The organism is Candidatus Binatia bacterium, assembly GCA_036504975.1.
Lineage (GTDB): Bacteria > Desulfobacterota > Binatia > UBA9968 > UBA9968 > JAJPJQ01.
Genome location: DASXUF010000098.1, coordinates 22,321 through 46,498, shown reverse-complemented (window position 1 = coordinate 46,498; position 24,178 = coordinate 22,321). Strand labels below are relative to the sequence as shown.

Below are 24,178 nucleotides of genomic sequence, written 5' to 3'. Positions count from 1 at the left end.
ACGGGTATAAGCTGGCTTGCCTTTGAGCTGGCAGGTAAACGCATAGAGCTTCTAAAGGAGGTTGCGCCTCGTGTCTCTCGCGTCGCGGTTCTGGCAAGTCCGGCGCATCCGGGGGAACAACGCGAATTGATGGAGACGCAGGGCACCGCACGAACCCTGGGAACAACCCTCCATTACCACCAAGTAAGAGCCTCCGCCGATGTCGACCAAGCTTTCGGCGCAATCATCAAGGAAAAGGCCGATGCTCTCATCGCGTTTCCAGATCCCATAACTGCGGGGCACCGTAAGCAGATTGCAGACTTCGCCGCGCAGAACCGGCTTGCTAGCGCGTTTGGGTTTAAGGAGTACGTCGAGAGCGGAGGTCTTATGTCCTACGGGCCGATCCGTGATGAGCCTCAGAGGCGGATTGCCGTGTACGTTGACAAAATCCTTAAAGGCGCAAAGCCGGCGGATCTACCAGTAGAGCTACCTAGGAAGTTCGAGCTGGTGATCAACTTGAAAACGGCAAAACAAATCGGTCTCACGATTCCGCCCAACGTGCTCGCGCGGGCGGACAGAGTCATTAAATAATTTTAGATTTTCGATTGCCGATGGTTCGACATCGCTCACCACAGGTTTTGGATTGAGGAAACAAGTTAGGATGAAAGAGTTCTTACAGCGCGCGAAACTGTTCTTCGCTGAAGCCTGCTTGCTTGAGAATTTTTCGGAACGTTCCGGTAGGCAGCGTGCCGGGATGCATGGCTACATAAGTCTGTCGCCCGTCTGGATGGCGCAGAACTTTGTGGCTTCCGGTTTGTCGTGTTTCTACAAAGCCAGCACGAAGGAGTTTTGCCAGCACCTCACGGGCGGAGTAAGGCATCAGGGATTTCGACGTGGGCGATCTGGGATTTTGCTTCGGTGGGTACAGGCTCGCCGTGAGCCTTTTTCTCGGCAATCCAGGCCTCAATCAATTCCTTCGCGGCAGCAAGCGCTCCCTCAATGCCCTGGCCGTGTGTTGTCAAATCGAGCGCGGGGACGTGTGCGTAGTAATAGCCCTGAAATTCCGGCTCATTTACAGGTTCGAGAAACACGGAGTAGCGCATGATGAGAAACTTTTTAACACGCCCCTCCCGTGAAAACAAGTTTACGTCGGCAGCTAGAGTTTACCTCTTCGTTGTTGCTGCTGTAATTCTGCTGTCGTTGCAGCTAGCCGAAGCGCAGCAGCGAGCGAAAGTCCCGCGGATAGGAGTCCTATTTGGTTCTTCCCTTTCCAGTATGTCGGCGCGGATGGAGGCATTGCGGCAGGGGCTGCGGGACCTCGGCTATGTTGAGGGGAAGAACATTGTCGTCGAGTGGCGATTTGCTGAGGGAAAACGCGATCGCGAGCGCGCGCTGGTGGCCGAACTTGTGCAGTTGAAGGTCGATGTCGTCATCACGGGTGGTGCGACAAACACCCGTGCAGCCAAGGAAGCAACTTCTACGATTTCCATTGTGATGATGCAGGTTGGCGATCCTGTTGGCAATGGGTTTGTCGCCAGCCTTGCGCGTCCGGGCGGGAACATCACTGGTTTGTCCATCCTTTCCCCGGAGTTAAGCGGAAAACGGCTGGAGCTTTTGAAGGAGATCGTTCCCAAGCTCTCCCGCGTGGCGGTCTTCGGGACTTCGACCCAGCAGGGCAACGCACAAGAGTTAAGAGAGATCGAACTAGCCGCAGGACCGTTAGGCGTGAAGGTTCAATACGTTGACGTACTGAGTCCCAAGGATATTGAAACCGCATTCCGGGCCGCCAACAAGAGGCAAGCCGACGCAGTCCTTATGAATGTGTCGGGCCCGCTCATAAATTCTCAGCAACCACAGATTGCAGAACTCGCCGTAAAGAGCCGGCTTCCGGTGATGGATCAACTGCAAAGTTATGTGGAAGCCGGAGGGCTTATGAGCTACGGCGTGAACTTGAACGACTTGGCCCGGCGCGCCGCGACATACGTGGATAAGATTCTAAAAGGCGCGAAGCCGGCCGATCTCCCGGTGGAGCAGCCGACGAAGTTCGAGCTGGTGATCAATTTGAAAACGGCGAAGCAGATCGGGCTCACGATTCCGCCGAACGTGCTGGCAAGGGCGGATAAGGTGATCAAGTGAAAACAGGAAGTAGGCTCCGCCAAAAAGATTGGCGGATCAGCCTCAAGCTGAAACAGGCATTAGGCAACAGAAAAAAACTAAAATTCGTTTGCTACGCGTTTTGTGTATCGCTCCTCGCCCTGAGCTTTCCGGCCAGGGCGCAGCAGTCAACGAGAGTTCGCCAAATAGGTTTTTTATGCCCAGCGAAGTGTGCGCAACCTGAGCATGATAGTTTCCGAGACGGTCTGCGCGAACTCGGTTATATCGAGGGGCGCGACATCGCTATTACGCGTCGAGCGGGCGAATCAATTCCCGATCGACTTCACGCTCTCGCTGCAGAGCTGGTCCGTCTGAAAGTGGACGTAATCGTGACGGCGAGTACGTCTGCGATACGAGCCGTGAAGCAGGCGACTAGCACGATTCCGATCGTTTTCGCGTCAGCGGGCGATCCAGTGGCGACCGGACTCGTCGCCAGCTTGGCCAAGCCGGGTGGTAATGTTACCGGCATAACAATCCTTAGCCCGGAGCTGAGCGGCAAGCGCTTGGAGTTACTCAAGGAAACACTTCCGCGACTCTCACGGGTCGCGGTGCTCTCCAATCCCGCAAATCCGGGCGGCGGCTCGGTGAAGGAAATCGAAGCTGCGGCGCCAGCGCTGGGCCTGACGCTACAATTCTTGAAGGCACAAAGGCCAAACGATCTCGAGAATGCATTTTCGTCGATCGTTCGGGAGCGCGCCGGCGCACTTATCATCGTCCCCGATGCTTTTTTTGCCTCGCAGCGTCCGCGCTTTATCGAATTCACGACGAAGAACCGTTTGCCGGCAATTTACGACAGGCGGGAATATGTGGATGAAGGCGGACTGATGTCGTATGGAATCGACTTCCGCTATCAGTTTCACCGTGCCGCATATTTTGTTGACAAAATTCTCAAGGGCACCAAGCCCGCCGACTTGCCTGTCGAGCAGCCGACGAAGTTCGAGCTGGTGATCAATCTGAAGGCCGCCAAGCAGATCGGCCTGACGATTCCGCCCAACGTGCTGGCAAGGGCGGACAGGGTGATCAAATGATCCTTCGACGAGCTCGGGACAGGGCCGTGAGGCGTGAAGTGTGAAGGGTGAGGCGAGATACAACACAAAATAGCAAACAGGAAAAACTATGAACAGGAAAATCATCATCTGTCTACTTACCGCCGCGCTACCGTCTATTGTTCCGTTCGCTCAGGCGCAGCAGGCGAAGACCGCTCGCATCGGCGTTCTGCTCCCGGGGGGGCCGTTGTACGAGACGATCGACGGGCTGAAAGAAGGGCTGAGGGAGCTCAGGCTTGAAGAGGACAAGCAATATTCGCTTGCGATTCGGGATACGAAGGGTGACGCGAAGGCGGCGGAGGAGGCTGCGAGGAATTTCGAGCGGGAGAAAGTCAACCTGATATATGCGCTTGGCAGTTCAGTCGTTATCGCGGCGAAAAAGGCAACCACGAATGTAGCGATCGTTTTTGGTATGGGGAGCGATCCAGTTGTCGGCGGACTGGTGGATAGCTTTGTGAAACCCGGAGGAAGGCTTACCGGAATTCACTATCTGGTCGGTGACCTCACGGCGAAGCGTCTGGAGATCCTAAAGGAGATTCTGCCAAAGGTGAGTCGAGTGCTGACATTCTACGACCCTGGCAACCGTATCGCGGTGGAGGCAGCCAAATTGGGCCGGACCGAGGCCCAGCGCCTGGGCCTCAAGTTTGTCGAGAAGCACGTTGCTTCCGTCAAGGAACTGCAGAAGGCGCTGCAGGAACTCAAACCCGGCGAGGCCGACGCTTATTTCTACACCTCGGACGCGAGGGTCGTTAGCCAGGCTCAATTGATTATAGACACAGCGCGGTCCAAGAGGTTGGCGACGATGTTCCATGAGCGGAGTCTCGTCGCCAAGGGCGGGCTGGCCAGCTACGGCCAGAACTACTACGAGATCGGCCGGCTTTCGGCCAAGTACGTGCAAAAAATTCTCGCCGGCGCGCACCCGCGCGACCTTCGCATCGAGACGGTCGAGGACGTGGAGCTTGCGATCAACTTAAAGACTGCAAAGGAGCTCGGTCTCTCGATACCGCCGAACGTCCTGGCGCGAGCGAACAAGGTGATCAAGTGAAATCAGGCCGCAATGGCGGCAAGGCGGAAGAAGAAGGATGCAAAGCCCCTGATGAGTAGGGTAAGATGACAAGGATGCAACAAAGACTCCTGCGCCTGGGTCGAATCTTTCGCCGGCGGCCGCGCGGGCGGCTGGTGCGCGATTACTTTCTCATCTCCGTGGTGTTGGTCGGCGGGGGATTGATCGCAAGCGGCCTGGTCGAGATCTACTTCCGCTACCAAGAGAGCCGGGAGCAATTGGGTCTCTATCAACGGGAAGTCGCGGCCGGCGCCGCCTTCAAGATCGAGCGCTTCGTTCAAGAGATCCATAATACTTTGAAGGGAGCGACGCGCAGCCGCGAGATCGCGCCCAGGGGACTCACGCCGGAATTTCGCTTCGAGCTGGAAAAACTTCTGTTGATCGCGCCCGCGATGACCGAGGCGATAGCGCTCGACGAGAACGGCGCGATCCGCGTGCAAGCGTCGCGGCTCCGAACCGTGCTTCCTGAAGCGAAAAAAGATCTTTCGGTCACTCCTTCTTTCAAACAGGCAAGGCAGGGCAAGTCGTACTTCGGTCCGGTCCATTTCGTGCGCGGCTCGGAGCCTTACATGACGATCGCCGTGCCGATCGAGCGCTTCGCCGGCGACGTGATCGGCGTGCTCCAGGCCGAGGTCAACCTCAAGTACATCGGCGACGTGGTCTCAAGTATTACCGTGGGAAAGGCTGGATACGCTTATGCCGTCACGCGTAGCGGCGAGCTGATCGCTCACCCGGATATCAGCCTCGTTCTCCAACGACGCAACGTCGCCCAACTCGATCAAGTCAAGGCGGCTTTCCAGACCGGCCCCGGCATACCGAGACGGAACGCCATTGTAGCGCAAAACCTACAAGGCAAGGAGGTGCTGAGCTCTTTTGCGCTGATTCCGACTCTGGACTGGGCGGTCATGCTGGAGCGACCCATCGAGGAGGCTTACGAGACGCTCTACGCCTCGATGGTCCGGACTTCCACTCTGCTCTTGATCGGGCTCGGCATGGCGCTGTTCGCCAGCTTCTTCGTGGCGCGTCGCGTAATTCAGCCTCTCGGTACGCTGCGTAAAGGAGTGGAGCGGATCGGCAGCGGCGAGCTGGGCTATCGTCTTGAGGTCAAGACGGGCGACGAGATCGAAGCTCTTGCAGACGAGTTCAACAAGATGACCGCGCAGCTCCAGGAGTCCTACGCCGGGCTTGAGCATAAAGTCGAAGAGCGAACAAGAGAGCTCACCGAATCTCTGGAACAGCAGACTGCCACGAGTGAGATCTTGGGCGTGATAGCCAGCTCGCCGACGGATCTGCAACCAGTGCTGGACGCTATTGCTCAGAGGGCTGCGCGACTCTGTGATGCGAACGACGCTCAGATCCGGTTAGTCGAAGACGGCTCGATGCGCCACGTGGCTTCCTTCGGCTCGATGGAAAAACCCGGAGAAGTCATGCCGATCAGCCAGTATTCAGTGACTGGCCGCGTCATCATCGAGCGACAAACCCTCCATGTTCACGATCTTAAGCAGGAGCTTGAGATCAGATTCCCGGATTCCAGGGAATACGCGGAGCGCTTTGGCACCCGCACAATTCTGGTCACGCCACTGCTTCGAGAGGGCATGCCTATTGGGGCAATCACAATCCGCCGTACGGAGGTCCGACCTTTCACGGAGAAGCAGATCGCCCTGCTCAAGACGTTCGCCGACCAGGCGGTGATCGCCATCGAGAACGTGCGGCTGTTCCAGGAGATCCGGGAGAAGAATCGCGATCTCACCGAGGCACTGGAACAGCAGACTGCGACGGGCGAGGTGCTGCGCGTCATTGCCGGTTCGCCAACCGACGTGCAGCCCGTGCTCGATACGGTCATAGAAAACGCTGTGAAGCTTGCCGGCGCCAAGCAAGGTCACATCCGCCAGTTCGACGGCGAGCTACTCCAACTGGTTGCCAGTTACGGTGAAACGCCTGAACAGATCGCTACTCTCCGAGCCTCCACTGTCAAGGCAGATACACGGCGCGCATTTATTGAGAAAAAGCCCGCTCATGTACTTGATGTGCAAGCACAGGTTGATCCTTCCCCGCTGGCGGTCCTCACGGGAGCACGAACGGTGCTTGCAGTGCCGCTGCTGCGAGAAGGAACCCCGATCGGAGTCATTTCCATTTGGCGCGACGTTGTCGAGCCGTTCACGGAGCGGCAGATTGAGCTGGTCAAAACCTTCGCCGATCAGGCCGTGATCGCCATTGAGAATGTCCGGTTGTTCCAGGAAATCCAAGAAAAGAATCAGCAGCTCGAAGCGGCCAACCGCCACAAGTCGCAGTTCCTCGCCAACGTAAGCCACGAGCTGCGGACGCCTTTGAATTCCATTATCGGTTTTACCCGGCTGGTGCTGCGTAAAGTCGAGGGGCAGATCGCGGACCTGCAAAAAGAAAATCTGCAGAAAGTTCTTATCAGCTCGGAGCATCTGCTCAACCTGATCAACGGGCTGCTCGACCTGGCCAAGGTCGAGTCGGGCCGAATGGAAATCTACGCCGAGACGTTCAAGTTGGATGACATCCTTCGAGTGGCGACGTCAACCGTGGAACCGATGTTGAAGGACGGTAAAGTCCGTCTGGTTACCGAACTTGCCCCAGGCATCCCGCCGATGAAAACAGACCGCGACAAGCTGAAGCAGGTGGTCCTTAACCTCTTGAGCAACGCCGTGAAGTTCACCGAGAAAGGCGAGATCAAAGTTTCGGCGTGGCAGGAAAACGGCAATCTGAAGCTCACGGTTTCCGACAGCGGGATCGGAATGAAGAAAGAAGCGCTCGACTACATCTTCGACGAGTTCCGCCAGGCGGATATGTCGAGCACGCGAAGGTACGGCGGCACGGGCCTGGGGCTCGCGATCGTCAGAAAGTTTGTGATTCTCATGGGCGGCGATATCGGCGTCGAGAGCGAGGCGGGCAAGGGATCGAAATTCACCATCACGCTGCCCATGATCTATAAGCAACCGGAAGGAGTAAAAGCTGAAACGTGAAGCGTAAGGCGTGAAGCGTGAGGCATAAAAGGGACGCCATTTTTGATTTTGGATCGACTCTTACAATTCCCTCTCCCTCAGGGAGAGGGTCAGGGTGAGGGAACTGGTGGAACCAAGCTCCACAACTCTCAGGGAACGAGCTCGCCGACTGCGTCGTGATCAAACCGAGGCGGAGAGAAGACTGTGGACCCGTCTCCGTGCACGTCAGCTTTGTGGCGTTAAATTTCGCCGCCAGTATCCAATCGGCTCCTTCATCGTCGACTTTTGCTGCTTTGAACATCGTTTGGTCATAGAGCTCGACGGGGGGCAGCACGCTAGGCAGACTGCTGCGGACCAGAGGAGGTCAGCCGTCCTGGTTTCTTTTGGCTACAGAGTCTTACGCTTTTGGGACAACGAAGTGATGGAAGATATCGACGCGGTTTTGCAACAGATCATGCAGGCCGTAGACGACTCGAAGCCTGCGCTTGACCCCTCACCCGGTCCCTCTCCCACAGGGAGAGGGTCGGACAAGGAGAATGCAACAAAGCAAGGGAGATCCCGCCAAGGCCAAATCTAAAACGGCTGATGGCAGAGGAGGAAAGCTTATGTCACGAAAGAAAATCTTGATTGTCGACGACACCGAGTGGAACCGCGACTTGCTCGTCCAGCTTCTGGAAGACGATTACGACCTCGCGCAAGCCGTGGACGGAGAGCAGGCGGTGAAGGCTACGGAACGGGAGAAGCCCGATCTGATACTTATGGACCTCGGCATGCCCGTGATGGACGGTTGGGAGGCGACGCGGAAAATCAAAGCAAAAGGCGATCTGAAGCACATTCCAGTGATCGCGGTGACTTCGCACGCCATGGTCGGCGACGAGATCACGGCGCGCGAGGCCGGCTGCGACGATTACATCGCGAAACCCGTCGATGAGAACGAGTTGATGATAAAGATCAAAAAGCTGCTCGGTTGAGGCGGAAGGCGCAAGGCATGGAGCAAAGCGCATAGAGCAGTGCTGGGCTATGAGTGCTGAGGACTGAGGTCGGGATGAAAAAAAACTCAGCACTCATCCCCCTCGGCACTCAGCACTTCCAGAGAGAAGCGATGAAAAAGATATTTCTGTTCCTTCCAGTCATCGCTGTGCTTGGTGGGGCGGCAACCGCCGACGCGCAGCAGTCGGCGAAGGTCCCGCGAATAGGGTACCTCACTGGCACCTCCCTTTCGGCTGGCGCGGACGTCAGGGAGGCATTTCGGCAGGGTCTGCGCGAGCTTGGGTACGTGGAGGGAAAAAACATTGTCATTGAGTGGCGATCTGCGGAGGGAAAATTCGATCGGCTCCCCGCGCTTGCCGCCGAACTGGTGCGTCTCAAGGTAGACGTAATCGTCACGGGTGGTTCGGCAAACACCCGGGCGGCCAAGGAAGCCACTGCTACCATCCCCATTGTGATGGCGCAGAATACCGATCCTATTGGGAACGCGTTCGTCGCCAGCCTGGCGCGGCCGGGCGGGAACATTACGGGACTGTCGAGAGTTGCCCCGGAGTTAAGCGGAAAACAACTGGAGCTTCTGAAAGAGACCGTTCCTCGGCTCTCCCGCGTGGCCGTCTTTGGAACTTCAACCCTCCCGGCCAACGTCCAAATTCGAAGAGAGATAGAACTCGTGGCAGGGGCACTCGGGGTGCAGCTTCAACACCTAGACGTACCAAGTCCCAAGGATCTTGAGACTGCATTCCGAGAGGCAAGCAGGGGGCGTGCTGACGCGGGCCTGGTGCGTGGAGGCCCCGTACTCAACTCTCACCGAACACAAGTCGCAGACCTCGCGGCAAAGAGCCGGCTCCCGGCGATATACGACAGGCGAGACTATGTGGAAGACGGGGGCCTTATGTCCTACGGCGTGAGCTTTACCGACTTGTACCGCCGCGCCGCGACTTACGTGGACAAGATTTTAAAGGGCGCCAAGCCGGCCGATCTCCCCGTCGAGCAGCCGACGAAGTTCGAGCTGGTGATCAATTTGAAAGCGGCGAAGCAGATCGGCCTAACGGTTCCGGCGAACGTGCTGGCGCGGGCGGACAAAGTGATAAAATAAACGCGGTCATGAATACCGTTGGTGAAAGAAAAAATTTGTCATTAGAATATGTGAGAAGGCCGAAACGGCCGGAAAGGGAGCGATATGAAACTCAAAATTTTCTTTTTTTTCCTGGTGTTGGCGGGAGCTCTCAATTTCAATCTGCCGCTAGGGGACGCGCAAGGCCTTATCTACAAGAAAGCCGTCGGGACCGCGGGCAATTACTGCCATCTGAAGTTTCCCGCGATTCAGAAAAGGACGCTGTATTCGAGCCGTCCGGTTCTCAAGGACGTGAGCGAGGGCGACATCGTCGATTTCTACGGGTCGTGCGACTATGATCCCCTGGGCAGCGAGGAAGTGCTGCGCCAGAGAGCGGAAGTCGTGCGCGAGCGCAACCGACTGGTCGACGGACGCTAAATAAGCGGCACTACGGCACAAAAGTTGGCGGGCAAGGGCCATGCCGAAGAAAATTCTGATCGTCGACGACGAGCCGTTCAACCTGGATCTGTTGGAGCAGGAACTGACGGATCAGAATTACGCCGTCGAGCGAGCCAATGACGGCGCGGAGGCGCTCGACAAAGTAGAGAGCTTCAAACCGGACCTTCTTCTTCTCGACTACATGATGCCGAAGATGAACGGCATCGAAACGGTGGAGCGGCTGCGGCGGGATGAACGGTACAAATCGATTCCCGTGATCCTTCTGACCGCAAAGGGCTCGCAGGAGGACAAGGTGCGGGGGCTCGACGCCGGGGCGGACGATTACATCGTCAAGCCGTTCGACTCATTCGAACTTCTGGCGCGCGTCCGCGCGATGATTCGCCTCAAGCAGTTGCACGACTCGCTCGAAGAACTGAATCGATCGCTGGCGGAGAAAGTCGCGGAGCAGGTGGCCGAGATCGAGCGCATGGGCCGTCTCAAGCGTTATTTCTCTCCGCAAGTGGCGGAAACCGTTCTCAAGAAAGACGACGACAGTCTTTTTAAGACCCATCGGCGCGAGATCACGGTCGTGTTTCTCGACTTGCGCGGCTTCACGGCTTTCTCCGACAGCGCCGAGCCCGAAGAGATCATGGAACTGCTTAGAAGCTATCACGCCGAGATGGGAAAAATCATTTTCAAATACGAAGGAACCCTGGAGCGCTTTGCCGGCGACGGCATCATGATTTTCTTCAACGATCCGCTACCGTGCGAGGACCACACCGAGCGGGCGGTGCGCATGGCGGTGGAGATGCGCTCCAAGGCCGGGGAGCTGCGCGCCGGTTGGCTGAAGAGAGGCTATGATCTCGACTTAGGCATCGGGCTGGCTTCGAGCTACGCGACTCTGGGAAACATCGGCTTCGAGGGACGCATGGACTACGGCGCGGTGGGCAACGTCACCAATCTGGCGTCCCGCCTTTGCGACGAGGCAAAAGGCGGACAGATCCTCACGAATCAGAAGACGCTGAGCAGAGTGGAGCATATCGTTGAGAGCGAGCCGTTGAGCGAGCTCCAGCTCAAAGGCTTCGCGCGTCCCGTGGGCGCATTCAACATCGTCAGAATCAAAGATTAGACAAAGCCGTTCACTTCTTCCACAACTCCGCTGGGAAACGTTTCGCCAGTTTTTCATCCGCGAATCGTTCATGGCGGCGATAACGCCAAAATAAAATCACATTTTTTTGGCAATAATATAGTTGGCTGACCCGCTTTAAGATTCTGCCCTTTCCCCTTTTCCGCCACCGAAAGCCCGTTCGTTCCAAATCGCATCACCGGGCTTGACACGGTCCTAGTTAGCTAGTATAGATAGTTGAACTTACTAACTAACTGGCTTGAGGGGTGACTCCATGAAAAAAGAGAAAGATTTCGTGAAAATGATTGCTGCTTTTCTTGCCAAAGGTGATTTTGCCCAGGTAAAACGAATCGCAGTCACGAGTTTAAATGAAATAGGAGGCCAAATAGAATCGCTTGAGCGTCAAGTTGATCTAATCAGAAAATTAGCTATGTACGCTCGTCAGCAAGAGCCTGAGCGAAAACCTGCAAACAAGAGAGAAGAAAAACCAAAGCAACCTACCAATTTGAATCCCATAGATCGGAGTCGTGTTATTCGAGAGATCGCAGTAGCGCTTGCAAACCAAGGAAACAAGCACATAACCATTGTCGATGTTATGAAGGTTCTTAAAGCTAAGGGGCTCGAACTCGGAGTTAAGCGTCCTCCGGCTGTCATTGGCACAGTAATAGCTGCAATACCTGGACTTAAAAAAACCGGAACGGGGAAATGGGAGGTTTCGACTATCCCAAAAGAGAACAGCGGTGAGGCCACGCTTCATTGACCTTACCGCTGTTCCACATATGGGAGCTTGGCGGAATGCAGGCAGACGCACAGGGCTAGGTTGACAGCCGAAGTACCCTGGGACGAAAGTCCGTGGAGGTTCGATCCCTCCAGCTCCCTACAATTTCTTTAACGAAAGGCTGATTTTCTCCTAGGCTTCTCCCTCTTAAATTTATCCAATTGCTCTTGAAGCTCTTTTTTCGGAACAGCGACAAGAGCTTTCATTCGCTTCTCAAATCGCCGGAAGGCCGACAAGTCCGGTTCGGCTTTCTTAGACACGCCTGGTACAATATCACATTCTCGGGTATGGGTAAAGTTCCATCCACCCGGGCCGATTATAGTCACAGATGGCCAGGTTTTTGCTTAATCTGACCTAGGGTTTTCCCCGATGGGCCAATTGCTTGACAGGCTGGCAGTCGTGGAGTAAAAGCTACAAGCATCGAAGTGGTAGCTGGCTACTATCACAGGAGGAAAGAACGATGGAATTACGAGTCCTGATTATGAAGCGAGAGAATGGTTGGGTGGCTCAATGCTTGGAATACGACATTGTTGCACAATCCCACGGCACCATAGATGATATTAAGGCCGAACTAATTCGCACGCTGCACGTGAGACTAGCGGCATGCAAGGCGGAAGGTATCACCCCGTTTAAATTGAAACCCGCCCCGCAACTATACCATGATCTTTTTGAGCGAGCGCAGCTTGAGCTTATTAACGATGACCAAATCTCCCTGCCGCCAGCTTTTATGATCGGTGGATTTCGCTCGGAGATTCGTTGCCAACTCTAGATGGCTTATCCCTTTATCCAGTGGCCTACCCTTGCCGACTTTCTACGAGTGGCTCAAGCCAAATACAACGTACAAATAAAGACCGTTACAGCATCAAAGCCAGAGCAATATCTATTAAGGGAAACAGATAAAGACAAATTTACCGCCCCTGTTCCCAATTTGAATTTGACCGATCGGCTCGACCCCGACCTGCTTCGGTCCCTATGCGGCCAACTCGATATCCCGCTCTCAGAATTTGGCATCAACATGCAGTGGTGAGCTAGTCGCAACGGCGTTTTCCCCGTTCCTGTCTACGATGGCAAAAGACCGTCTCCACTCTCTTTACCAGTTAGCTTCTCATAGGTAAGACGCTTCCCAGCAACCATCTGCATCACTTCCGCGAATCTCTCCGCGTTTGTACCTCTCCGGGTATTGAACCGGAAAGTCTGTTCATCGAGGTAGCGGAACAGGTGAAACGGCTCAACGCTAACGTAGGTTCCCTTGAGGCCGCGTTTTAAGAGGCTCCAGAAGTTTTCGAGGCCGTTGGTGTGGATATGTCCTTTAACGTAGCTCTCAGCGTGATCTATGACGCGATGCAGGTAGTCATGCTCAAGTCCGGTATAGGAGAGAAGCGCGTCCGTGTGCATCTCGGTTCCACGCTCAACATTCTCTCTGACTTTTCTCTGTAGGGTGTTCCATCGGGTATTGGGGACAACGGTAAGTTTAACCTGACTACCGTTGCGCGGATGACGTTCCAGAAGTCCCATCACGGCTGTTTTGCCGACCGATCCGCGTCCCTTCACTTCTCGCGCCTGTTTCTTTCTCCAGTGCATATTACGAGCGGCACCACCAATAAAAGTTTCGTCGGCTTCAACCTGACCGGAAAACTTTTTGAACGATCCAGTCTGCATTGCTAGGCGAATTCGGTGCATCATAAACCATCCGGTCTTTTGAGTTACGCCTATCTCTCTGTGAATCTCATAGGAGCTAATGCCATTCTTACAATTCGCTATCATCCATACGGCAGCAAGCCACTTGTCCAGGCCGATAGGACTATCCTCAAAAATTGTTCCGACCTTGACCGAGAATTTTTGCTTGGCGTGTTTCGTGTGACACTTCCAGAGACGCGCATTTTTCAGGAACGTCACTTTCTCCGATCCGCAGTGCGGGCATTCCACGCCATGCGGCCAGCGAAGCTCTCTGACGAATTCAAGGCACACGTCAGGATCGGAGAAGTAGCGGATCGCCTCAAGCAGAGTCGTCGGCAATGTGATTTGTGTTTTCATGGTTCTGAATATAGCACTTTAGGGAAGGTCAGTCAAGTATATTATTGCCATTTTTTTCTTGACACACAATTACTAGCGTACTTATAATAAAATTACCTACAAAATACAGGGAGGGTTTGAAGGAAATCTGCTCGCCTGAGCGAGAACTCCTACCTCCAGCGTTGATACCCCGTTCAGGGGAATCTAAGAAGGAGGCGCCTATGGCAAAGAAGAAAGCCAAGAAGAAAAAGAAAAAGTAAAGAGTTCGGATGTGGTGTGGCGGCGGTGAGTTAAACCCTCCTCATCTCAGGCGATAGGGCGGCTGTCCTGGCTGTCCAAAGTGCAAGGCCCTTCGGGTCCAAACCCGGGAGGGCCTTGTTATTTCGCGGCGCAATTCGCTATTAAAAACTTTGCGCGCTTGGCGTCTTGGCGCGCCCTCACCCCTTCCCTCTCCCGCACGCGGGAGAGGGAAGGGGTGAGGGTAATCTCGCGGCTCGTTTCGCTATCGTGAACGCTACCATGGAAAAGTGGATCGGCAAAATTCTCATCGACGTCTCGCCGCCGGAGAAAGTAAAGTTCAAAGCTCCGCTGATCTTGATTCACGGAGCATGGACGTCGAGCCGCTGCTGGCGCAGGTGGGCGACTCATCTTGCCAATTTAGGCTGGGAATGCTGGGCGGTAAATTTCCGCGGACGCTTCGAAGAAAATGCTCTCGAAGCGTTGAAGCGAGTAAACTTTCAGGATTGCGTGGAAGATCTCAAGCAGGTGATCCGCGCCGCCGAGTTTCCGCCGGTGCTCTTGGGGCACGATTTGGGAGGACTGGCGGCGCGCCAGGCCGCGGCGAAAGAACGTATATCGGCGCTGGTCCTGCTCGCAAGCTTGCCGCCGAGCGAAGTGGCGCCGGAGTTGCCGCGCGCGCTGCGGCTCTTGCGGTTAAAGTACTCGCCGCTGCTCTTTTTGCGCCGGCCGTTTCGCATCGAGGAGAAAGATTTCCGCAAAAACTGGCTCAACGCGCTGCCGCCCGCCGCACACCCGGAGGCGCTCCGATCTCTCGTGCCCGAGTCTCCCGACCTGATCCGGGAATTTTTCGACCGGCGTGCCAGGCTCGATCCCAAGTCCATTCCTGCGCCGATTCTCGTCGTCGCCGCGCGCGACGATCGGGTGGCGCCGGCGGATTCGCTGCGACGATTCGCGGAGCTGATCGGCGCGGAATTTCGCGAGTACGCCGGCCACGGCCACTGGATCATGGATGAGGACGAGGGCGAGGAAATCACGAGAGACTGCCACCGCTGGGTCGTGCAAAAATCGGCTGAGGAAATCTTGCTCGCTGACTTATTGGAACATCCCTGAGGCTTGGTTTTAGATTGACATAACAGATGGTGGTTGGATACGCTTCGCCATGAAAATATGAGAATGAATCTTAGCCTTGTTCTAGTCATAGTGGCGCTCGGCGCGGGCGCAACGATGGCAGGGGCGCAGCCGCCAGCGAAAGTCCACAGGATAGGTTACCTAACGTCCGCCTCCGGGCTCGGGCCCCTCGAGGAGGCATTTCGGCAAGGCTTACGCGAGCTAGGCTATGTTGAGGGAAAGAACGTCGCCATTGAGTACCGACTGGCACATGGAAAACTCGATCGGCTCTTCGATCTCGCTGTTGAGCTGGTCCGTTTCAAAGTTGACATCATTGTGACGCCGAGCACGCTAGACGCCCTTGCTGCTCAGCGAGCGACCAGGACGATCCCCATCGTCATGGCTGCCAGTGGCGATGCTGTTGGTACCGGGCTCGTCGCCAGCCTCGCGCGGCCAGGAGGGAACGTCACGGGGCTGACCGCTCTTTCCCGGGAGCTGAGCGGGAAACGGTTGGAGCTGCTCAAGGAGGCGGTTCGCGGACTCTCGCGCGTGGCGGTCCTCTGGAATGCGGCCAATCCTGACAAGGCCCGCGATCTCGAAGAGACGCTGGTCGCGGCAGGGACCTTGGGGTTGCAGATTCAATCCCTGGAGGTGCGGGTTGGCAACGATCTCGAAAGCGCATTCCGAGCCGCTAAAAGCAAGCGCGCCGGCGCTCTTTTTACGCTGGCGGACACCCTTACCATTGCTCACCAATCGAGGATCGTCGACCTCGCGACAAAGGGGGGCCTTCCAACACTGTTCCAGACAAGGGATTTTGTGGATGCTGGCGGCCTCATGTGCTATGGGCCGAGCGATGCCGACTTGTACAGGCGCGCAGCGACGTACGTGGACAAGATCCTCAGAGGCTCCAAACCCGGCGACCTGCCCGTAGAGCAGCCGAAGCGGTTTGATCTAATCATCAACCTCAAGACAGCCAAGAAGATCGGTCTTACTGTACCGCCGGAAATTCTCGTCCGGGCAGATAAAGTGATAAGGTGATAAAGGGATGTTGTTTGTCGGCCATGAGTCCGCTAGAATTAAACGATTTGGGATATACGGCTTAAAAAAAGGGAAAAAGGAGGGGCTATGAAGAGAAAAGGTTCTACCCTAGCAATGGTTTTTTCCCTTCTGCTCTTTCTGCCTCCAACTCTGCTTCTCGCGGTGGAGGTAGGGGATAAGGCACCGGACTTTGAGCTAGCTAGCACCAAAGGGGGAAAACTCAAGTTAAGCAGCCTTCGGGGGAAAAATGTGCTGATTAATTTTTACGTGCTCGACTATAGTCCAGTCTGAATTGAGCATATTCTGTCGTCCGGTGCGGACAATTATACTAAATTCCAGGCAGAGAATACCGAGGTTTTAGGCATAAGTGCCAACGCCACCTTTTCCCAGAAAGCCTTTGCGGATTTCATGAAATTGAATTACCCCCTTCTCAGTGATTTTCAGGATCAAAAGGCTATGAAGGCCTTTGGTGTACTTAATGAAACAACACGCCGTGCCACGCGGTCCTATTTTATCATCGACAAGGAGGGGATCATCCGTTTTAAGAGCGTTAGGCCCAGCAATCGGGAACAAGACCTTATTTCCACTGACGAGCTGCTGAAGGAAGTGAAGAAAATCAATCTGCGTTAGATATGATTAGCCAGCGGTTCATTGCGTCGCTTTTTCTTCTGCTTTCGGCTCTCTGGTTTGGAAACGGAGAGAGTTGGGGCCAGAGCGGTCGCGCTCCCGGGCTGAACTACAAGCTCGTTCCCAATCTGGAGCCGATGAAGGACGCTTCGCCGACTCCAGATTTTACCCTTCCCGATCTGTCCGGAAAGAAAGCGTCGCTGAAAGATTTTCGCGGCAAGCTGGTCCTGCTCAACTTTTGGGCCACCTGGTGCGTGCCCTGCCGGGAGGAGATGCCGGCGATGGAGCGGCTGTACCAGCAGTTTAAGAGCAAGGGCTTCACGATCGTCGCCGTGGACGTGAAAGACAGCCGCAAGGACGCGCTGCAGTTTTTAAAGGAACTCAAAATCACCTATCCCGTCATGTTCGATCCCGAAGGCGAAGTCGGTCTTCTTTATGGAGCTTGGGGGTTGCCCGCGACTTATCTGATTGGCTCCAAGGGCGAGGGCTTGGCGAGAATGTGGGGCCCGGCGTCGTGGGACGGTGCCGCCGCCAAACAGCTCATCCAAGAGCTGCTCGACGGCAAGCGATGACCGACATCAATTTTATCGTCGCATTCACATCGGGGCTGCTTTCTTTTCTCTCTCCCTGTGTATTGCCCGTCATCCCTTCTTATTTGTCGTTCATCTCCGGCGTGTCGCTGGAGGAGATGAGGGGTCCGCGGGCGCAGAGCCTGGTCCGGCGCCGCGTCGTGCTCAATTCGCTGGCGTTTATCCTGGGATTCTCCGTCGTCTTTGTCTCGCTCGGCGTCTCCGCCAGTTTTTTGGGCGGTCTATTTGCGGGATACCGCCGGTTGATCCGCGTCGCCGGCGGCGCGCTGATCGTTATCGTCGGCATTTACCTCTTGGGAGTTTTTAAAATATCCGCCCTCGATCGTTATTTCCAGGTGAATCTGAAAGACAAGCCGGCGGGCTACTTGGGCTCGGCGTTGATCGGTGTCACCTTTGCCGTGGCCTGGATCCCGTGCGTCGGGCCGATTCTCGGCGCGATCCTCACTTGGGCGGCAACGTCGAGCCGGGTGAGCGAAGGCGTGTTTCTTCTGAGCGGCTACGCGGCGGGACTTGCGCTGCCGTTTTTTCTGAGCGCCGTTGCGGTGAACTCTTTCTTCCACTTCTCGCAGGCGTTCCGCCGTTACATCGGGTATGTCCACGCCGCGGCGGGAGTTCTGCTCGTGATCGTCGGCGTTCTCTTGATGACCGACTACTTCACGCTGCTCAACAGCTATGCCATCCGATTCACGCCGCAGTGGCTGTATCAAAGATTGTAGTAGGCAGTAGGCAGTGAACAAGAATCTCCGGCTCTCCGGACTTTTACTGCGTTGTGCTTACTGGTTTGTTTGACCTCCCTCGGTCGAAGTGATAACTTTTTTCAACGCCGCCGAAAATTTTCCGATCGCGTCTTGCTAAATCAGACCTCCGGGAGAGACCCATGGAAGAACACATCCGCCTGATCCTCAAATCCATCGGCGAAGATCCGGACCGCGAAGGGCTGCGCCGAACGCCGAAGCGGGTGAGCGACGCGCTCGCGTTTCTCACCCGCGGCTATCGGATGAACCTGGACGAGGTGATCAACAACGCCGTGTTCACCGAAGAGTACTCGGAAATGATCGTCCAGAAGAACATCGACTTCTATTCCCTCTGCGAGCACCATTTGCTGCCGTTCTTCGGCAAGGCGCACGTCGCTTATCTTCCGCAGCACAAGATCATCGGCGTCTCCAAGCTGGCCCGCGTGGTCGACGTCTTCTCGAGCCGGCTGCAGGTACAGGAACGGCTGACGAGCCAGATCGCCACCACGCTGATGGAAAAACTCAACCCGCTGGGAGTGGGGGTCGTGATCGAGGCGGAGCATTTGTGCATGAGAATGCGCGGCGTGGAGAAGCAGAATTCGATGATCATTACGAGCACGCTGCTCGGCGCCTTCCGCACGCGGCAAGAAACGCGCAACGAGTTTATGAATTTGATTCGGTCGCGGGACTAAAAAGAGGCAGGGATGGAAATAAAATTTCAAGACCAACAACCTGAAAGGATCAAGACCGGGCTTTTAGCCGTTCCGGTGCGGGAGAAGCAGCTCGACGGGCCGGTGATCCGGCGGCTCGACCGCCTGCTCCACGGCGGCCTCGCCGAGCGAGTGAAGAAAAGCCAATTCACCGGCGCCGAGGGCAGCTCGTTGTCCTACAGCACCGCGGGCCGGATGCCGGCGGCGAACCTCGTGCTGATCGGGTTGGGCAAAGCGGAGGAGGTCGGCGCCGATTCCTGGAGAAAAGCCGGCGCGCGCGCGCGCAAGGAAGCTTCGGCGCTCGGCGCGGAGGACGTCGGTTTTTTCTTTTCCCCGGAAAAAGAGGCGGAGCTTGCCGCTGGCGCCGTCGCCGAGGGCGTTCTGCTCGCGTCCTACCAGTTCAACAAATATCGCTCGGAGCGGAAGCCGTCGGCTGCTCTAAGGTCGTTTATCTTGTTTCGGCCGGGTCTTAGCCGAAGCAGCGGCATGGTCCGCGCGGTAAAGCTGGCGCTCGATATCGCTCCGGGCGTGTCTCTGGCGCGCGATCTAGTGAACGAGCCTCCGTCGGTCGCCACGGCGCGCTATCTGGGCGAGCAGGCCCAGCGCCATTGCCGGGGAAAGAGCCTCAGCGTCGAGGTGTGGAACAAAAAGAAGATCGAGGCGATGAATCTCGCGGGACTTCTCGCGGTCAATCGCGGCAGCGCGGAGGAGCCGCGCTTCATCGTGATTCGCTACCGGCCCGCCGGTAAGGGGAAGAAAAAGGTCGCTCTCGTAGGAAAGGGAATTACCTTCGACTCCGGCGGGCTGTCGTTGAAGCCGGCGAAATCGATGGAGACGATGAAGCTCGATATGGCGGGCGGCGCGGCGATCATCGGCGCTATGAGCCGGCTGCCCGGGCTTGGACTGCCCGTCGAAGTCACCGGCTATATTCCCACCACCGACAACCTGCCGGGCGGCAGCGCGCAAAAGCCGGGCGATATCATCCGGTATCTGAACGGCAAGACCATCGAGGTGCTCAACACCGACGCCGAAGGGAGATTGATCCTGGCCGACGGTTTGGCTCTCGCCGCCAAAGAAAAGCCCGACTATATCGTCAACCTGGCGACGCTCACCGGCGCCTGCATGGTCGCGCTCGGAACGGAGGTCGCCGGAATCTTCAGCAACAACCAGGCGCTCGCGGACGCTCTCATTCGCTCGGGAAGAGAGTCGGGAGAAAAGCTCTGGCAGCTTCCCCTGGTCAAGGAATACCGTGACGAGATCAAGAGCAGCGTCGCGGACATGAAAAATATCGGCGGGTCGTACGGCGGCGCGATCACGGCGGCGCTGATTCTCCAGGAATTCGTCGACGGCGTGCCGTGGGCGCATCTCGATATTGCGGGTCCGGCCTTCGCGGAGAAGGACATGCTCACTTCTCCCAAGGGCGGCACCGGCTTCGGCGTCAGAACACTGCTCAGATTTCTCTCGACACTCTAGCACGGAAGGTAGTGTTGTAGGGGCGACCCCCCGTGGTCGCCCGAAAAGTAGGGGCAGGCACAGGGGCCTGCCCCTACAGAGAAATGTTGTTGAATTCAAATTGAACCACTACCGAAGGGAAACATTTTCATGGGAAAGATAACGGAGGTCAGCGACGCGAACTTCGAAGCCGAAGTGCTTCGGTCGAACTTGCCCGTGCTGGTAGATTTCTGGGCGCCGTGGTGCGGTCCGTGCAAGGCGATCGCGCCGATCGTCGAGGAGCTGGCGGCGGAGTACGACGGCAAGCTCAAAGTCGCGAAGCTCAACGTGGACAACAATCCCGGCACGGCATCGCGCTACGGCGTGCGCGGGATCCCAACGCTGCTGATTCTCAAAGGCGGTACGGTCAAGGACCAGGTCGTCGGCGCCGTCGCCAAGGCCAAGCTTGTCCAGGCGATCGGAAATGTTCTGGGATCATAAAAAAACTGGAGTATTGGAGTAGTGGAGTATCGGAGTGTTGGATTATCGGAGTGGAATTTCAGATCCAATTACTCCAAGGCTTCAACACTCCATTACTCCATTCTTGCCTAGAACGTGAACCGGCGCATGCTCACGTTGATGAGCAGGCCCATCGCCACCATCATCGAGACCATCGAGGAGCCGCCGTAGCTCAACAGCGGCAGTGGAATTCCGACCACGGGCATGAGCCCGGTCACCATGCAGATGTTCACCACCACGTGCGCGAAGAAGATGCTGAGCACGCCGAACGCGAGGAGCGCGCCGATGCGGTCTTTGGCGCGCGAAACGATCCCGAGCGCGACCACCGTCAAGGCCAGATAGAGCGCGAGCAAAATCAAGCAACCGATAAGGCCCCATTCTTCCGCGAAAACGGCGAAGATAAAGTCCGTATGCTGCGCCGGGAGAAAGTCGAGCCGGTTCTGCGTCCCGTTCAGAAAGCCCTTCCCGAACCAGCGGCCCGAGCCGACGGCGATCTTGGATTGTATGACGTGATAGCCGGCGCCCAACGGATCGAGATCGGGATTTAAGAAAGTCCAGATGCGATTTCGTTGATACTCCTTCAGAAAATGCCAGCCGAGGGGCAAAAAGGTCAAGCCGGCGGCGGCCAGATAGAGAAACGACCGCAACTTAAGTCCTCCCATGAGTATCATGCTGAAGAAGACGACGACGATAATGACCGCCGTGCCGAGGTCGGGTTGGATGAGCGTCAATACCGCGAGCGGCGCCATCAAAGCGAACGGCATCCACAGATCGCGCAGGCGATAGCCGGCCGGCGGCTCGTCGTATTGGAGGAACTTGGTGAGCGCCAGGACGATGGCGAGCTTGGCGAGCTCCGACGGCTGCAAGGTAAAAAATCCCAGATGAATCCAGCGCTGCGAGCCTCCTCCGGAGTGGCCGATAAAAAAGACGATCCCGAGCAAGACGAGAATCACGCCGTAAAATGGATAAGCGATGCGGTCCACCCGGTGGTAGTCGAAGGTCGTCGCCGTCACCAGGGCGACGATGCCGATCAGAAACCAGTAAAACTGTTTCGTGGCCAAGCCGCTGCCCTGGTGCTCGCTGACGCTGTAGGTCGCGCTGTAGATCGTGAGAATTCCCAAGAAGATCAGGCCGACGACGATACCGAAGAGCGTCCAGTCGAAATGGGCGGCGAGGCGGCGGTCAATTGGCACGCGCGTCTCCTTCGGTGCCGGCGAGCGTTCGATTGGCGGGCGGCGGCTCGCCGCGGACGGCGAAGTATTTTTCGATCACGCTCTTCGCCAAAGGCGCCGCCGCCGAGCCGCCGTGGCCTCCATGCTCGACCAGAACGGCCACCGCGATCTCGGGGTTCTCGGTCGGGGCGTAAGCGACGAACCAGGCATGGTCGCGAAGGGCGTAGGCGAGCTGTTCGCTCTTGACATAGGCGCCTTTCATCTCCGCCACCTGGGCCGTGCCGGTTTTTCCCCCGATCGAGACGATTTGCGATTTCGCGCTTCCGCCCGTGCCGGCGGTCACTACGTCGCGCAACGTATCGCGCAGGAAGGCCACGGTGGTTTCTTTGAGCGGCGCGGCGCCGAGCTTTTCCGGACCGTACTCCTGAATCACGGAGCCGTCCAGGGACACCACTTTCTTCACGAACCAGGGCCGGTAGCGCGTTCCGCCGTTGCCGATGATCGCCATCAGGTTGGCCATCTGCAGCGGCGTCACCGTGATGTAACCCTGGCCGATCGCCGCCGACGGCGTTTCGCCGGGATACCAGGGTTGGTTGAAACGGCGCTTTTTCCATGCGGTGTCGGGGATGAGGCCGGGCTTCTCGTCGTCGAGGGCGATGCCGGTTTTTTCTCCCAGTCCAAGGTTGCGCGCGTGCTTCGCGATTTGATCGATGCCGAGGCGCTGGCCCAACTGGTAATAATAAACGTCGCACGACTGCACCAGGCCTTTGTGCAGGTCGACCGACCCATGCCCCTCTTTTTTCCAGTCGCGGAAGACGCGGTTTCCGACCGCCAGGGAGCCGCCGCATGCGAGGGGCTGTGTGGGCGAAAGCGTCTCTTCTTCGAGCGACGCGACCGTCAAGACGATCTTGAAAGTGGAGCCCGGCGGATATTGGCCCTGGATGGCGCGATTATTGAGCGGGTAGGCGCGGTCGGTCGTGAGGCCGCGCCATTCTTGCGACGTGACGCCGCGCGCAAACACATTGGGATCGAACGCGGGAGTGCTGGCCATGGCCAGCACCGCTCCGCTGTTGACGTCGAGGGCGACGATCGCTCCGTCTTTGCCTTTCAACCCCTCGAATGCGGCTTGCTGAACGTCCTTGTCGATCGTCAAGACGACGTTGTAGCCGGGAACGTCTTCCACTTCGTGGAGCACTCGGACGCGCCGCCCGAGAGCGTCGACTTCCACCTGCTGGCCGCCGCTCTGGCCGCGGAGAAATTCTTCCCAGCGCCGCTCGAGACCGAACTGGCCGATCTCGTCTCCCATGCTGTAGCCGTTGTCCTTTTGCGTCTTCAACTGCTTCGGACCGATCTCTCCCAAGTAGCCCAGCAGATGAGCGGCCATGCCGCTCTCCACGTAGCTCCGCCTTGGGCGGGTCCTCAGCGTGACGCCCGGCAGATCGAGCTGATGCGCTTCCACGGCGACCATCGAGGCCCAATCGATATCTTTTCCGAGCACGATCTCCTGGAACGGCGTGCGGGATTTATTTTCTTGCGAAAGCTTCAGCAGCTCGGCTTCGTCGCGGCCCAAAAAGCGCGCCAGTTGCCGCAAGGTATTTTCCGGTTCCGGCGCGTCTTCCGGCACGAACAGGAGATCGAAAGAGGGGCGGCTGTCGACCAGCAGTTGGCCGCGGCGGTCGAGGACCATGCCCCTCGTGCCCGGCACTTTCTTCAGCCGGATGCGATTATTCTCGGAGAGATAGGTATAGCGCTCGCCGTCGATGACCTGGAGAAAGAAGAGCCGGCCGAAGAGAAAGAGAAAAATCACCGCTACGATCGCGAGGAGAATTTGCGTGCGATAGCGAAACTCCGGCGGCACTTCTTTCTGAGAGCTCAAAGAGATCATGCGGCTTCCATCGAGGCTTTTTTACTTTCGACGTAGCTCTGGCCCCGGCGGAGGAGCGTGAATATCGCCGGTGCCAGAATGGCGGCGAGGAGCGCGTCGAGGAAGGCGTACTTCAGACCGCCGGCGCCGAGCCCGTCCATCGCGAGAAAAAGCGTCCAGACCGCCATCAGCGACGCTCCCTTGACCCAGGAGGCGAGAAAAACCACGGGAGCGCTAAGCAGCGGGCTGTTGATCCAGATGCAGCGCGAGCTCAAATAAGCGGTGAGAAAAACCAGCGACATCGCCAAGCAGTTGAGGCCGAGCACTGGGCTGGAGAAGACATCGACGGAATAGCCCAACATGAACGAGCCCACGACGGCGCCGACCGTGGGATGGTTGAGTCCCAGATAGACGCATAAGACGAGGGCGAGGTCCGGAACAAAAGGCCCCAGCGGAAGCAGGTGCAGCAGGGTCGTCTGCAACAGCACCAGAACGAATCCGACGGCGAGAAAAAGCAGGGATAGCTTCATAGCAGACAG

General features: G+C 56.9%; 26 protein-coding genes and 1 tRNA gene. 21 read left to right on the top strand and 6 right to left on the bottom strand.

Translation table 11 applies throughout. From position 1 onward, the window contains the following. On the top strand, nucleotides 1-570 hold a 570-nt coding region (locus tag VGL70_12840; GenBank protein ID HEY3304411.1), incomplete at its 5' end, for an ABC transporter substrate-binding protein. An 82-nt stretch (nucleotides 571-652) separates the two neighbouring features. Here the strand turns inward: VGL70_12840 and VGL70_12835 are convergent. Then, complete coding sequence (locus VGL70_12835) at nucleotides 653-859, bottom strand: type II toxin-antitoxin system HicA family toxin (protein ID HEY3304410.1); 207 nt, start codon at nucleotides 857-859, stop codon at nucleotides 653-655. After that, nucleotides 840-1,082, bottom strand: a complete 243-nt coding sequence (locus VGL70_12830) for a type II toxin-antitoxin system HicB family antitoxin (protein ID HEY3304409.1) — start codon at nucleotides 1,080-1,082, stop codon at nucleotides 840-842. The genes VGL70_12835 and VGL70_12830 overlap by 20 nt, the downstream gene beginning before the upstream one ends. Between VGL70_12830 and VGL70_12825 the strand changes: the two genes are divergently transcribed. The 12 genes from VGL70_12825 to VGL70_12770 all read left to right on the top strand — a co-directional run bounded on the left by VGL70_12825 (nucleotide 1,081) and on the right by VGL70_12770 (nucleotide 12,363). Further along, a complete protein-coding gene (locus tag VGL70_12825; protein HEY3304408.1) occupies nucleotides 1,081-2,115 on the top strand; it encodes an ABC transporter substrate-binding protein in 1,035 nt (344 codons plus the stop codon). The two genes, VGL70_12830 and VGL70_12825, sit on opposite strands and share 2 nt — an antisense overlap. Beyond that, complete coding sequence (locus tag VGL70_12820; GenBank protein HEY3304407.1) at nucleotides 2,112-3,161, top strand: ABC transporter substrate-binding protein; 1,050 nt, start codon at nucleotides 2,112-2,114, stop codon at nucleotides 3,159-3,161. The genes VGL70_12825 and VGL70_12820 overlap by 4 nt, the downstream gene beginning before the upstream one ends. 88 nt (nucleotides 3,162-3,249) lie before the next feature. After that, nucleotides 3,250-4,224: an ABC transporter substrate-binding protein gene (locus VGL70_12815; protein HEY3304406.1), complete on the top strand. Its 975-nt coding sequence runs from the start codon at nucleotides 3,250-3,252 to the stop codon at nucleotides 4,222-4,224. Between the two features lie 74 nt (nucleotides 4,225-4,298). Further along, nucleotides 4,299-7,232 carry an ATP-binding protein gene (locus tag VGL70_12810; protein ID HEY3304405.1) on the top strand — a complete coding sequence of 978 codons (2,934 nt, stop codon included), beginning with the start codon at nucleotides 4,299-4,301 and terminating at the stop codon, nucleotides 7,230-7,232. A 94-nt stretch (nucleotides 7,233-7,326) separates the two neighbouring features. Beyond that, nucleotides 7,327-7,788 carry an endonuclease domain-containing protein gene (locus VGL70_12805; GenBank protein ID HEY3304404.1) on the top strand — a complete coding sequence of 154 codons (462 nt, stop codon included), beginning with the start codon at nucleotides 7,327-7,329 and terminating at the stop codon, nucleotides 7,786-7,788. A gap of 28 nt (nucleotides 7,789-7,816) precedes the next feature. Continuing rightward, on the top strand, nucleotides 7,817-8,182 hold the full coding sequence (locus VGL70_12800; GenBank protein HEY3304403.1) for a response regulator: 366 nt from the start codon (nucleotides 7,817-7,819) through the stop codon (nucleotides 8,180-8,182). A 74-nt stretch (nucleotides 8,183-8,256) separates the two neighbouring features. Then, a complete protein-coding gene (locus VGL70_12795) occupies nucleotides 8,257-9,294 on the top strand; it encodes an ABC transporter substrate-binding protein (protein HEY3304402.1) in 1,038 nt (345 codons plus the stop codon). Between the two features lie 84 nt (nucleotides 9,295-9,378). Continuing rightward, nucleotides 9,379-9,690: a hypothetical protein gene (locus tag VGL70_12790; protein HEY3304401.1), complete on the top strand. Its 312-nt coding sequence runs from the start codon at nucleotides 9,379-9,381 to the stop codon at nucleotides 9,688-9,690. A 40-nt stretch (nucleotides 9,691-9,730) separates the two neighbouring features. Beyond that, complete coding sequence (locus VGL70_12785; protein HEY3304400.1) at nucleotides 9,731-10,819, top strand: response regulator; 1,089 nt, start codon at nucleotides 9,731-9,733, stop codon at nucleotides 10,817-10,819. Between the two features lie 271 nt (nucleotides 10,820-11,090). After that, nucleotides 11,091-11,576, top strand: coding sequence for a hypothetical protein (locus VGL70_12780; protein ID HEY3304399.1), 486 nt, complete (start codon nucleotides 11,091-11,093; stop codon nucleotides 11,574-11,576). 21 nt (nucleotides 11,577-11,597) lie between these two features. Continuing rightward, a tRNA-OTHER gene (locus tag VGL70_12775) sits at nucleotides 11,598-11,695 on the top strand. Nucleotides 11,696-12,054: 359 nt separating this feature from the next. Continuing rightward, complete coding sequence (locus VGL70_12770; protein ID HEY3304398.1) at nucleotides 12,055-12,363, top strand: hypothetical protein; 309 nt, start codon at nucleotides 12,055-12,057, stop codon at nucleotides 12,361-12,363. Nucleotides 12,364-12,653: 290 nt separating this feature from the next. On the opposite strand, the gene VGL70_12765 is transcribed toward VGL70_12770, so the two are convergent. After that, complete coding sequence (locus VGL70_12765; GenBank protein ID HEY3304397.1) at nucleotides 12,654-13,628, bottom strand: IS1595 family transposase; 975 nt, start codon at nucleotides 13,626-13,628, stop codon at nucleotides 12,654-12,656. A 498-nt stretch (nucleotides 13,629-14,126) separates the two neighbouring features. Here VGL70_12765 and VGL70_12760 point away from each other — a divergent pair, with 498 nt between their 5' ends. The 8 genes from VGL70_12760 (at nucleotide 14,127) to trxA (ending at nucleotide 20,585) form a co-directional block, all read left to right on the top strand. Next, nucleotides 14,127-14,957, top strand: a complete 831-nt coding sequence (locus tag VGL70_12760) for an alpha/beta fold hydrolase (protein ID HEY3304396.1) — start codon at nucleotides 14,127-14,129, stop codon at nucleotides 14,955-14,957. Nucleotides 14,958-15,020: 63 nt separating this feature from the next. After that, the gene (locus VGL70_12755; protein ID HEY3304395.1) at nucleotides 15,021-15,992 is read left to right on the top strand and encodes an ABC transporter substrate-binding protein; all 972 of its coding nucleotides are present in this window, start codon (nucleotides 15,021-15,023) and stop codon (nucleotides 15,990-15,992) included. Nucleotides 15,993-16,079: 87 nt separating this feature from the next. Further along, nucleotides 16,080-16,622: a redoxin domain-containing protein gene (locus VGL70_12750; protein HEY3304394.1), complete on the top strand. Its 543-nt coding sequence runs from the start codon at nucleotides 16,080-16,082 to the stop codon at nucleotides 16,620-16,622. Nucleotides 16,623-16,624: 2 nt separating this feature from the next. Further along, the gene (locus VGL70_12745; protein ID HEY3304393.1) at nucleotides 16,625-17,191 is read left to right on the top strand and encodes a TlpA disulfide reductase family protein; all 567 of its coding nucleotides are present in this window, start codon (nucleotides 16,625-16,627) and stop codon (nucleotides 17,189-17,191) included. Next, entirely contained in the window at nucleotides 17,188-17,925 is a 738-nt protein-coding gene (locus tag VGL70_12740) for a cytochrome c biogenesis protein CcdA (GenBank protein ID HEY3304392.1), read from the top strand. Before VGL70_12745 ends, VGL70_12740 begins: the two co-directional genes overlap by 4 nt. 161 nt (nucleotides 17,926-18,086) lie before the next feature. Next, entirely contained in the window at nucleotides 18,087-18,635 is a 549-nt protein-coding gene (folE, locus tag VGL70_12735; GenBank protein ID HEY3304391.1) for a GTP cyclohydrolase I FolE, read from the top strand. A 12-nt stretch (nucleotides 18,636-18,647) separates the two neighbouring features. Next, nucleotides 18,648-20,126, top strand: a complete 1,479-nt coding sequence (locus VGL70_12730) for a leucyl aminopeptidase (protein ID HEY3304390.1) — start codon at nucleotides 18,648-18,650, stop codon at nucleotides 20,124-20,126. Nucleotides 20,127-20,255: 129 nt separating this feature from the next. Then, entirely contained in the window at nucleotides 20,256-20,585 is a 330-nt protein-coding gene (trxA, locus tag VGL70_12725) for a thioredoxin (GenBank protein ID HEY3304389.1), read from the top strand. A 107-nt stretch (nucleotides 20,586-20,692) separates the two neighbouring features. Here the strand turns inward: trxA and rodA are convergent, their stop codons facing one another. The 3 genes from rodA to mreD are packed head-to-tail and all read right to left on the bottom strand — an operon-like array spanning nucleotide 20,693 to nucleotide 24,169. Next, nucleotides 20,693-21,796: a rod shape-determining protein RodA gene (rodA, locus tag VGL70_12720; GenBank protein HEY3304388.1), complete on the bottom strand. Its 1,104-nt coding sequence runs from the start codon at nucleotides 21,794-21,796 to the stop codon at nucleotides 20,693-20,695. Next, complete coding sequence (gene mrdA / locus VGL70_12715) at nucleotides 21,786-23,660, bottom strand: penicillin-binding protein 2 (GenBank protein ID HEY3304387.1); 1,875 nt, start codon at nucleotides 23,658-23,660, stop codon at nucleotides 21,786-21,788. Before mrdA ends, rodA begins: the two co-directional genes overlap by 11 nt. Continuing rightward, nucleotides 23,657-24,169 (bottom strand): rod shape-determining protein MreD, encoded by a 513-nt coding sequence (gene mreD / locus VGL70_12710; GenBank protein ID HEY3304386.1) that lies wholly within the window; start codon nucleotides 24,167-24,169, stop codon nucleotides 23,657-23,659. The genes mrdA and mreD overlap by 4 nt, the downstream gene beginning before the upstream one ends. Nucleotides 24,170-24,178 lie beyond the last annotated feature (9 nt).

Excerpts from the sequence above, each read along its gene's own strand:
- VGL70_12835 (HEY3304410.1), bottom strand. The coding sequence starts at position 859 with ATGCCTTACTCCGCCCGTGAGGTGCTGGCAAAACTCCTTCGTGCTGGC.
- VGL70_12825 (HEY3304408.1), top strand. The coding sequence starts at position 1,081 with ATGATGAGAAACTTTTTAACACGCCCCTCCCGTGAAAACAAGTTTACG.
- VGL70_12830 (HEY3304409.1), bottom strand. The coding sequence starts at position 1,082 with ATGCGCTACTCCGTGTTTCTCGAACCTGTAAATGAGCCGGAATTTCAG.
- VGL70_12815 (HEY3304406.1), top strand. The coding sequence starts at position 3,250 with ATGAACAGGAAAATCATCATCTGTCTACTTACCGCCGCGCTACCGTCT.
- VGL70_12810 (HEY3304405.1), top strand. The coding sequence starts at position 4,299 with ATGCAACAAAGACTCCTGCGCCTGGGTCGAATCTTTCGCCGGCGGCCG.
- VGL70_12800 (HEY3304403.1), top strand. The coding sequence starts at position 7,817 with ATGTCACGAAAGAAAATCTTGATTGTCGACGACACCGAGTGGAACCGC.
- VGL70_12795 (HEY3304402.1), top strand. The coding sequence starts at position 8,257 with ATGAAAAAAAACTCAGCACTCATCCCCCTCGGCACTCAGCACTTCCAG.
- VGL70_12790 (HEY3304401.1), top strand. The coding sequence starts at position 9,379 with ATGAAACTCAAAATTTTCTTTTTTTTCCTGGTGTTGGCGGGAGCTCTC.
- VGL70_12785 (HEY3304400.1), top strand. The coding sequence starts at position 9,731 with ATGCCGAAGAAAATTCTGATCGTCGACGACGAGCCGTTCAACCTGGAT.
- VGL70_12780 (HEY3304399.1), top strand. The coding sequence starts at position 11,091 with ATGAAAAAAGAGAAAGATTTCGTGAAAATGATTGCTGCTTTTCTTGCC.
- VGL70_12770 (HEY3304398.1), top strand. The coding sequence starts at position 12,055 with ATGGAATTACGAGTCCTGATTATGAAGCGAGAGAATGGTTGGGTGGCT.
- VGL70_12765 (HEY3304397.1), bottom strand. The coding sequence starts at position 13,628 with ATGAAAACACAAATCACATTGCCGACGACTCTGCTTGAGGCGATCCGC.
- VGL70_12760 (HEY3304396.1), top strand. The coding sequence starts at position 14,127 with ATGGAAAAGTGGATCGGCAAAATTCTCATCGACGTCTCGCCGCCGGAG.
- VGL70_12755 (HEY3304395.1), top strand. The coding sequence starts at position 15,021 with ATGAATCTTAGCCTTGTTCTAGTCATAGTGGCGCTCGGCGCGGGCGCA.
- VGL70_12745 (HEY3304393.1), top strand. The coding sequence starts at position 16,625 with ATGATTAGCCAGCGGTTCATTGCGTCGCTTTTTCTTCTGCTTTCGGCT.
- VGL70_12740 (HEY3304392.1), top strand. The coding sequence starts at position 17,188 with ATGACCGACATCAATTTTATCGTCGCATTCACATCGGGGCTGCTTTCT.
- folE (HEY3304391.1), top strand. The coding sequence starts at position 18,087 with ATGGAAGAACACATCCGCCTGATCCTCAAATCCATCGGCGAAGATCCG.
- VGL70_12730 (HEY3304390.1), top strand. The coding sequence starts at position 18,648 with ATGGAAATAAAATTTCAAGACCAACAACCTGAAAGGATCAAGACCGGG.
- trxA (HEY3304389.1), top strand. The coding sequence starts at position 20,256 with ATGGGAAAGATAACGGAGGTCAGCGACGCGAACTTCGAAGCCGAAGTG.
- mrdA (HEY3304387.1), bottom strand. The coding sequence starts at position 23,660 with ATGATCTCTTTGAGCTCTCAGAAAGAAGTGCCGCCGGAGTTTCGCTAT.
- mreD (HEY3304386.1), bottom strand. The coding sequence starts at position 24,169 with ATGAAGCTATCCCTGCTTTTTCTCGCCGTCGGATTCGTTCTGGTGCTG.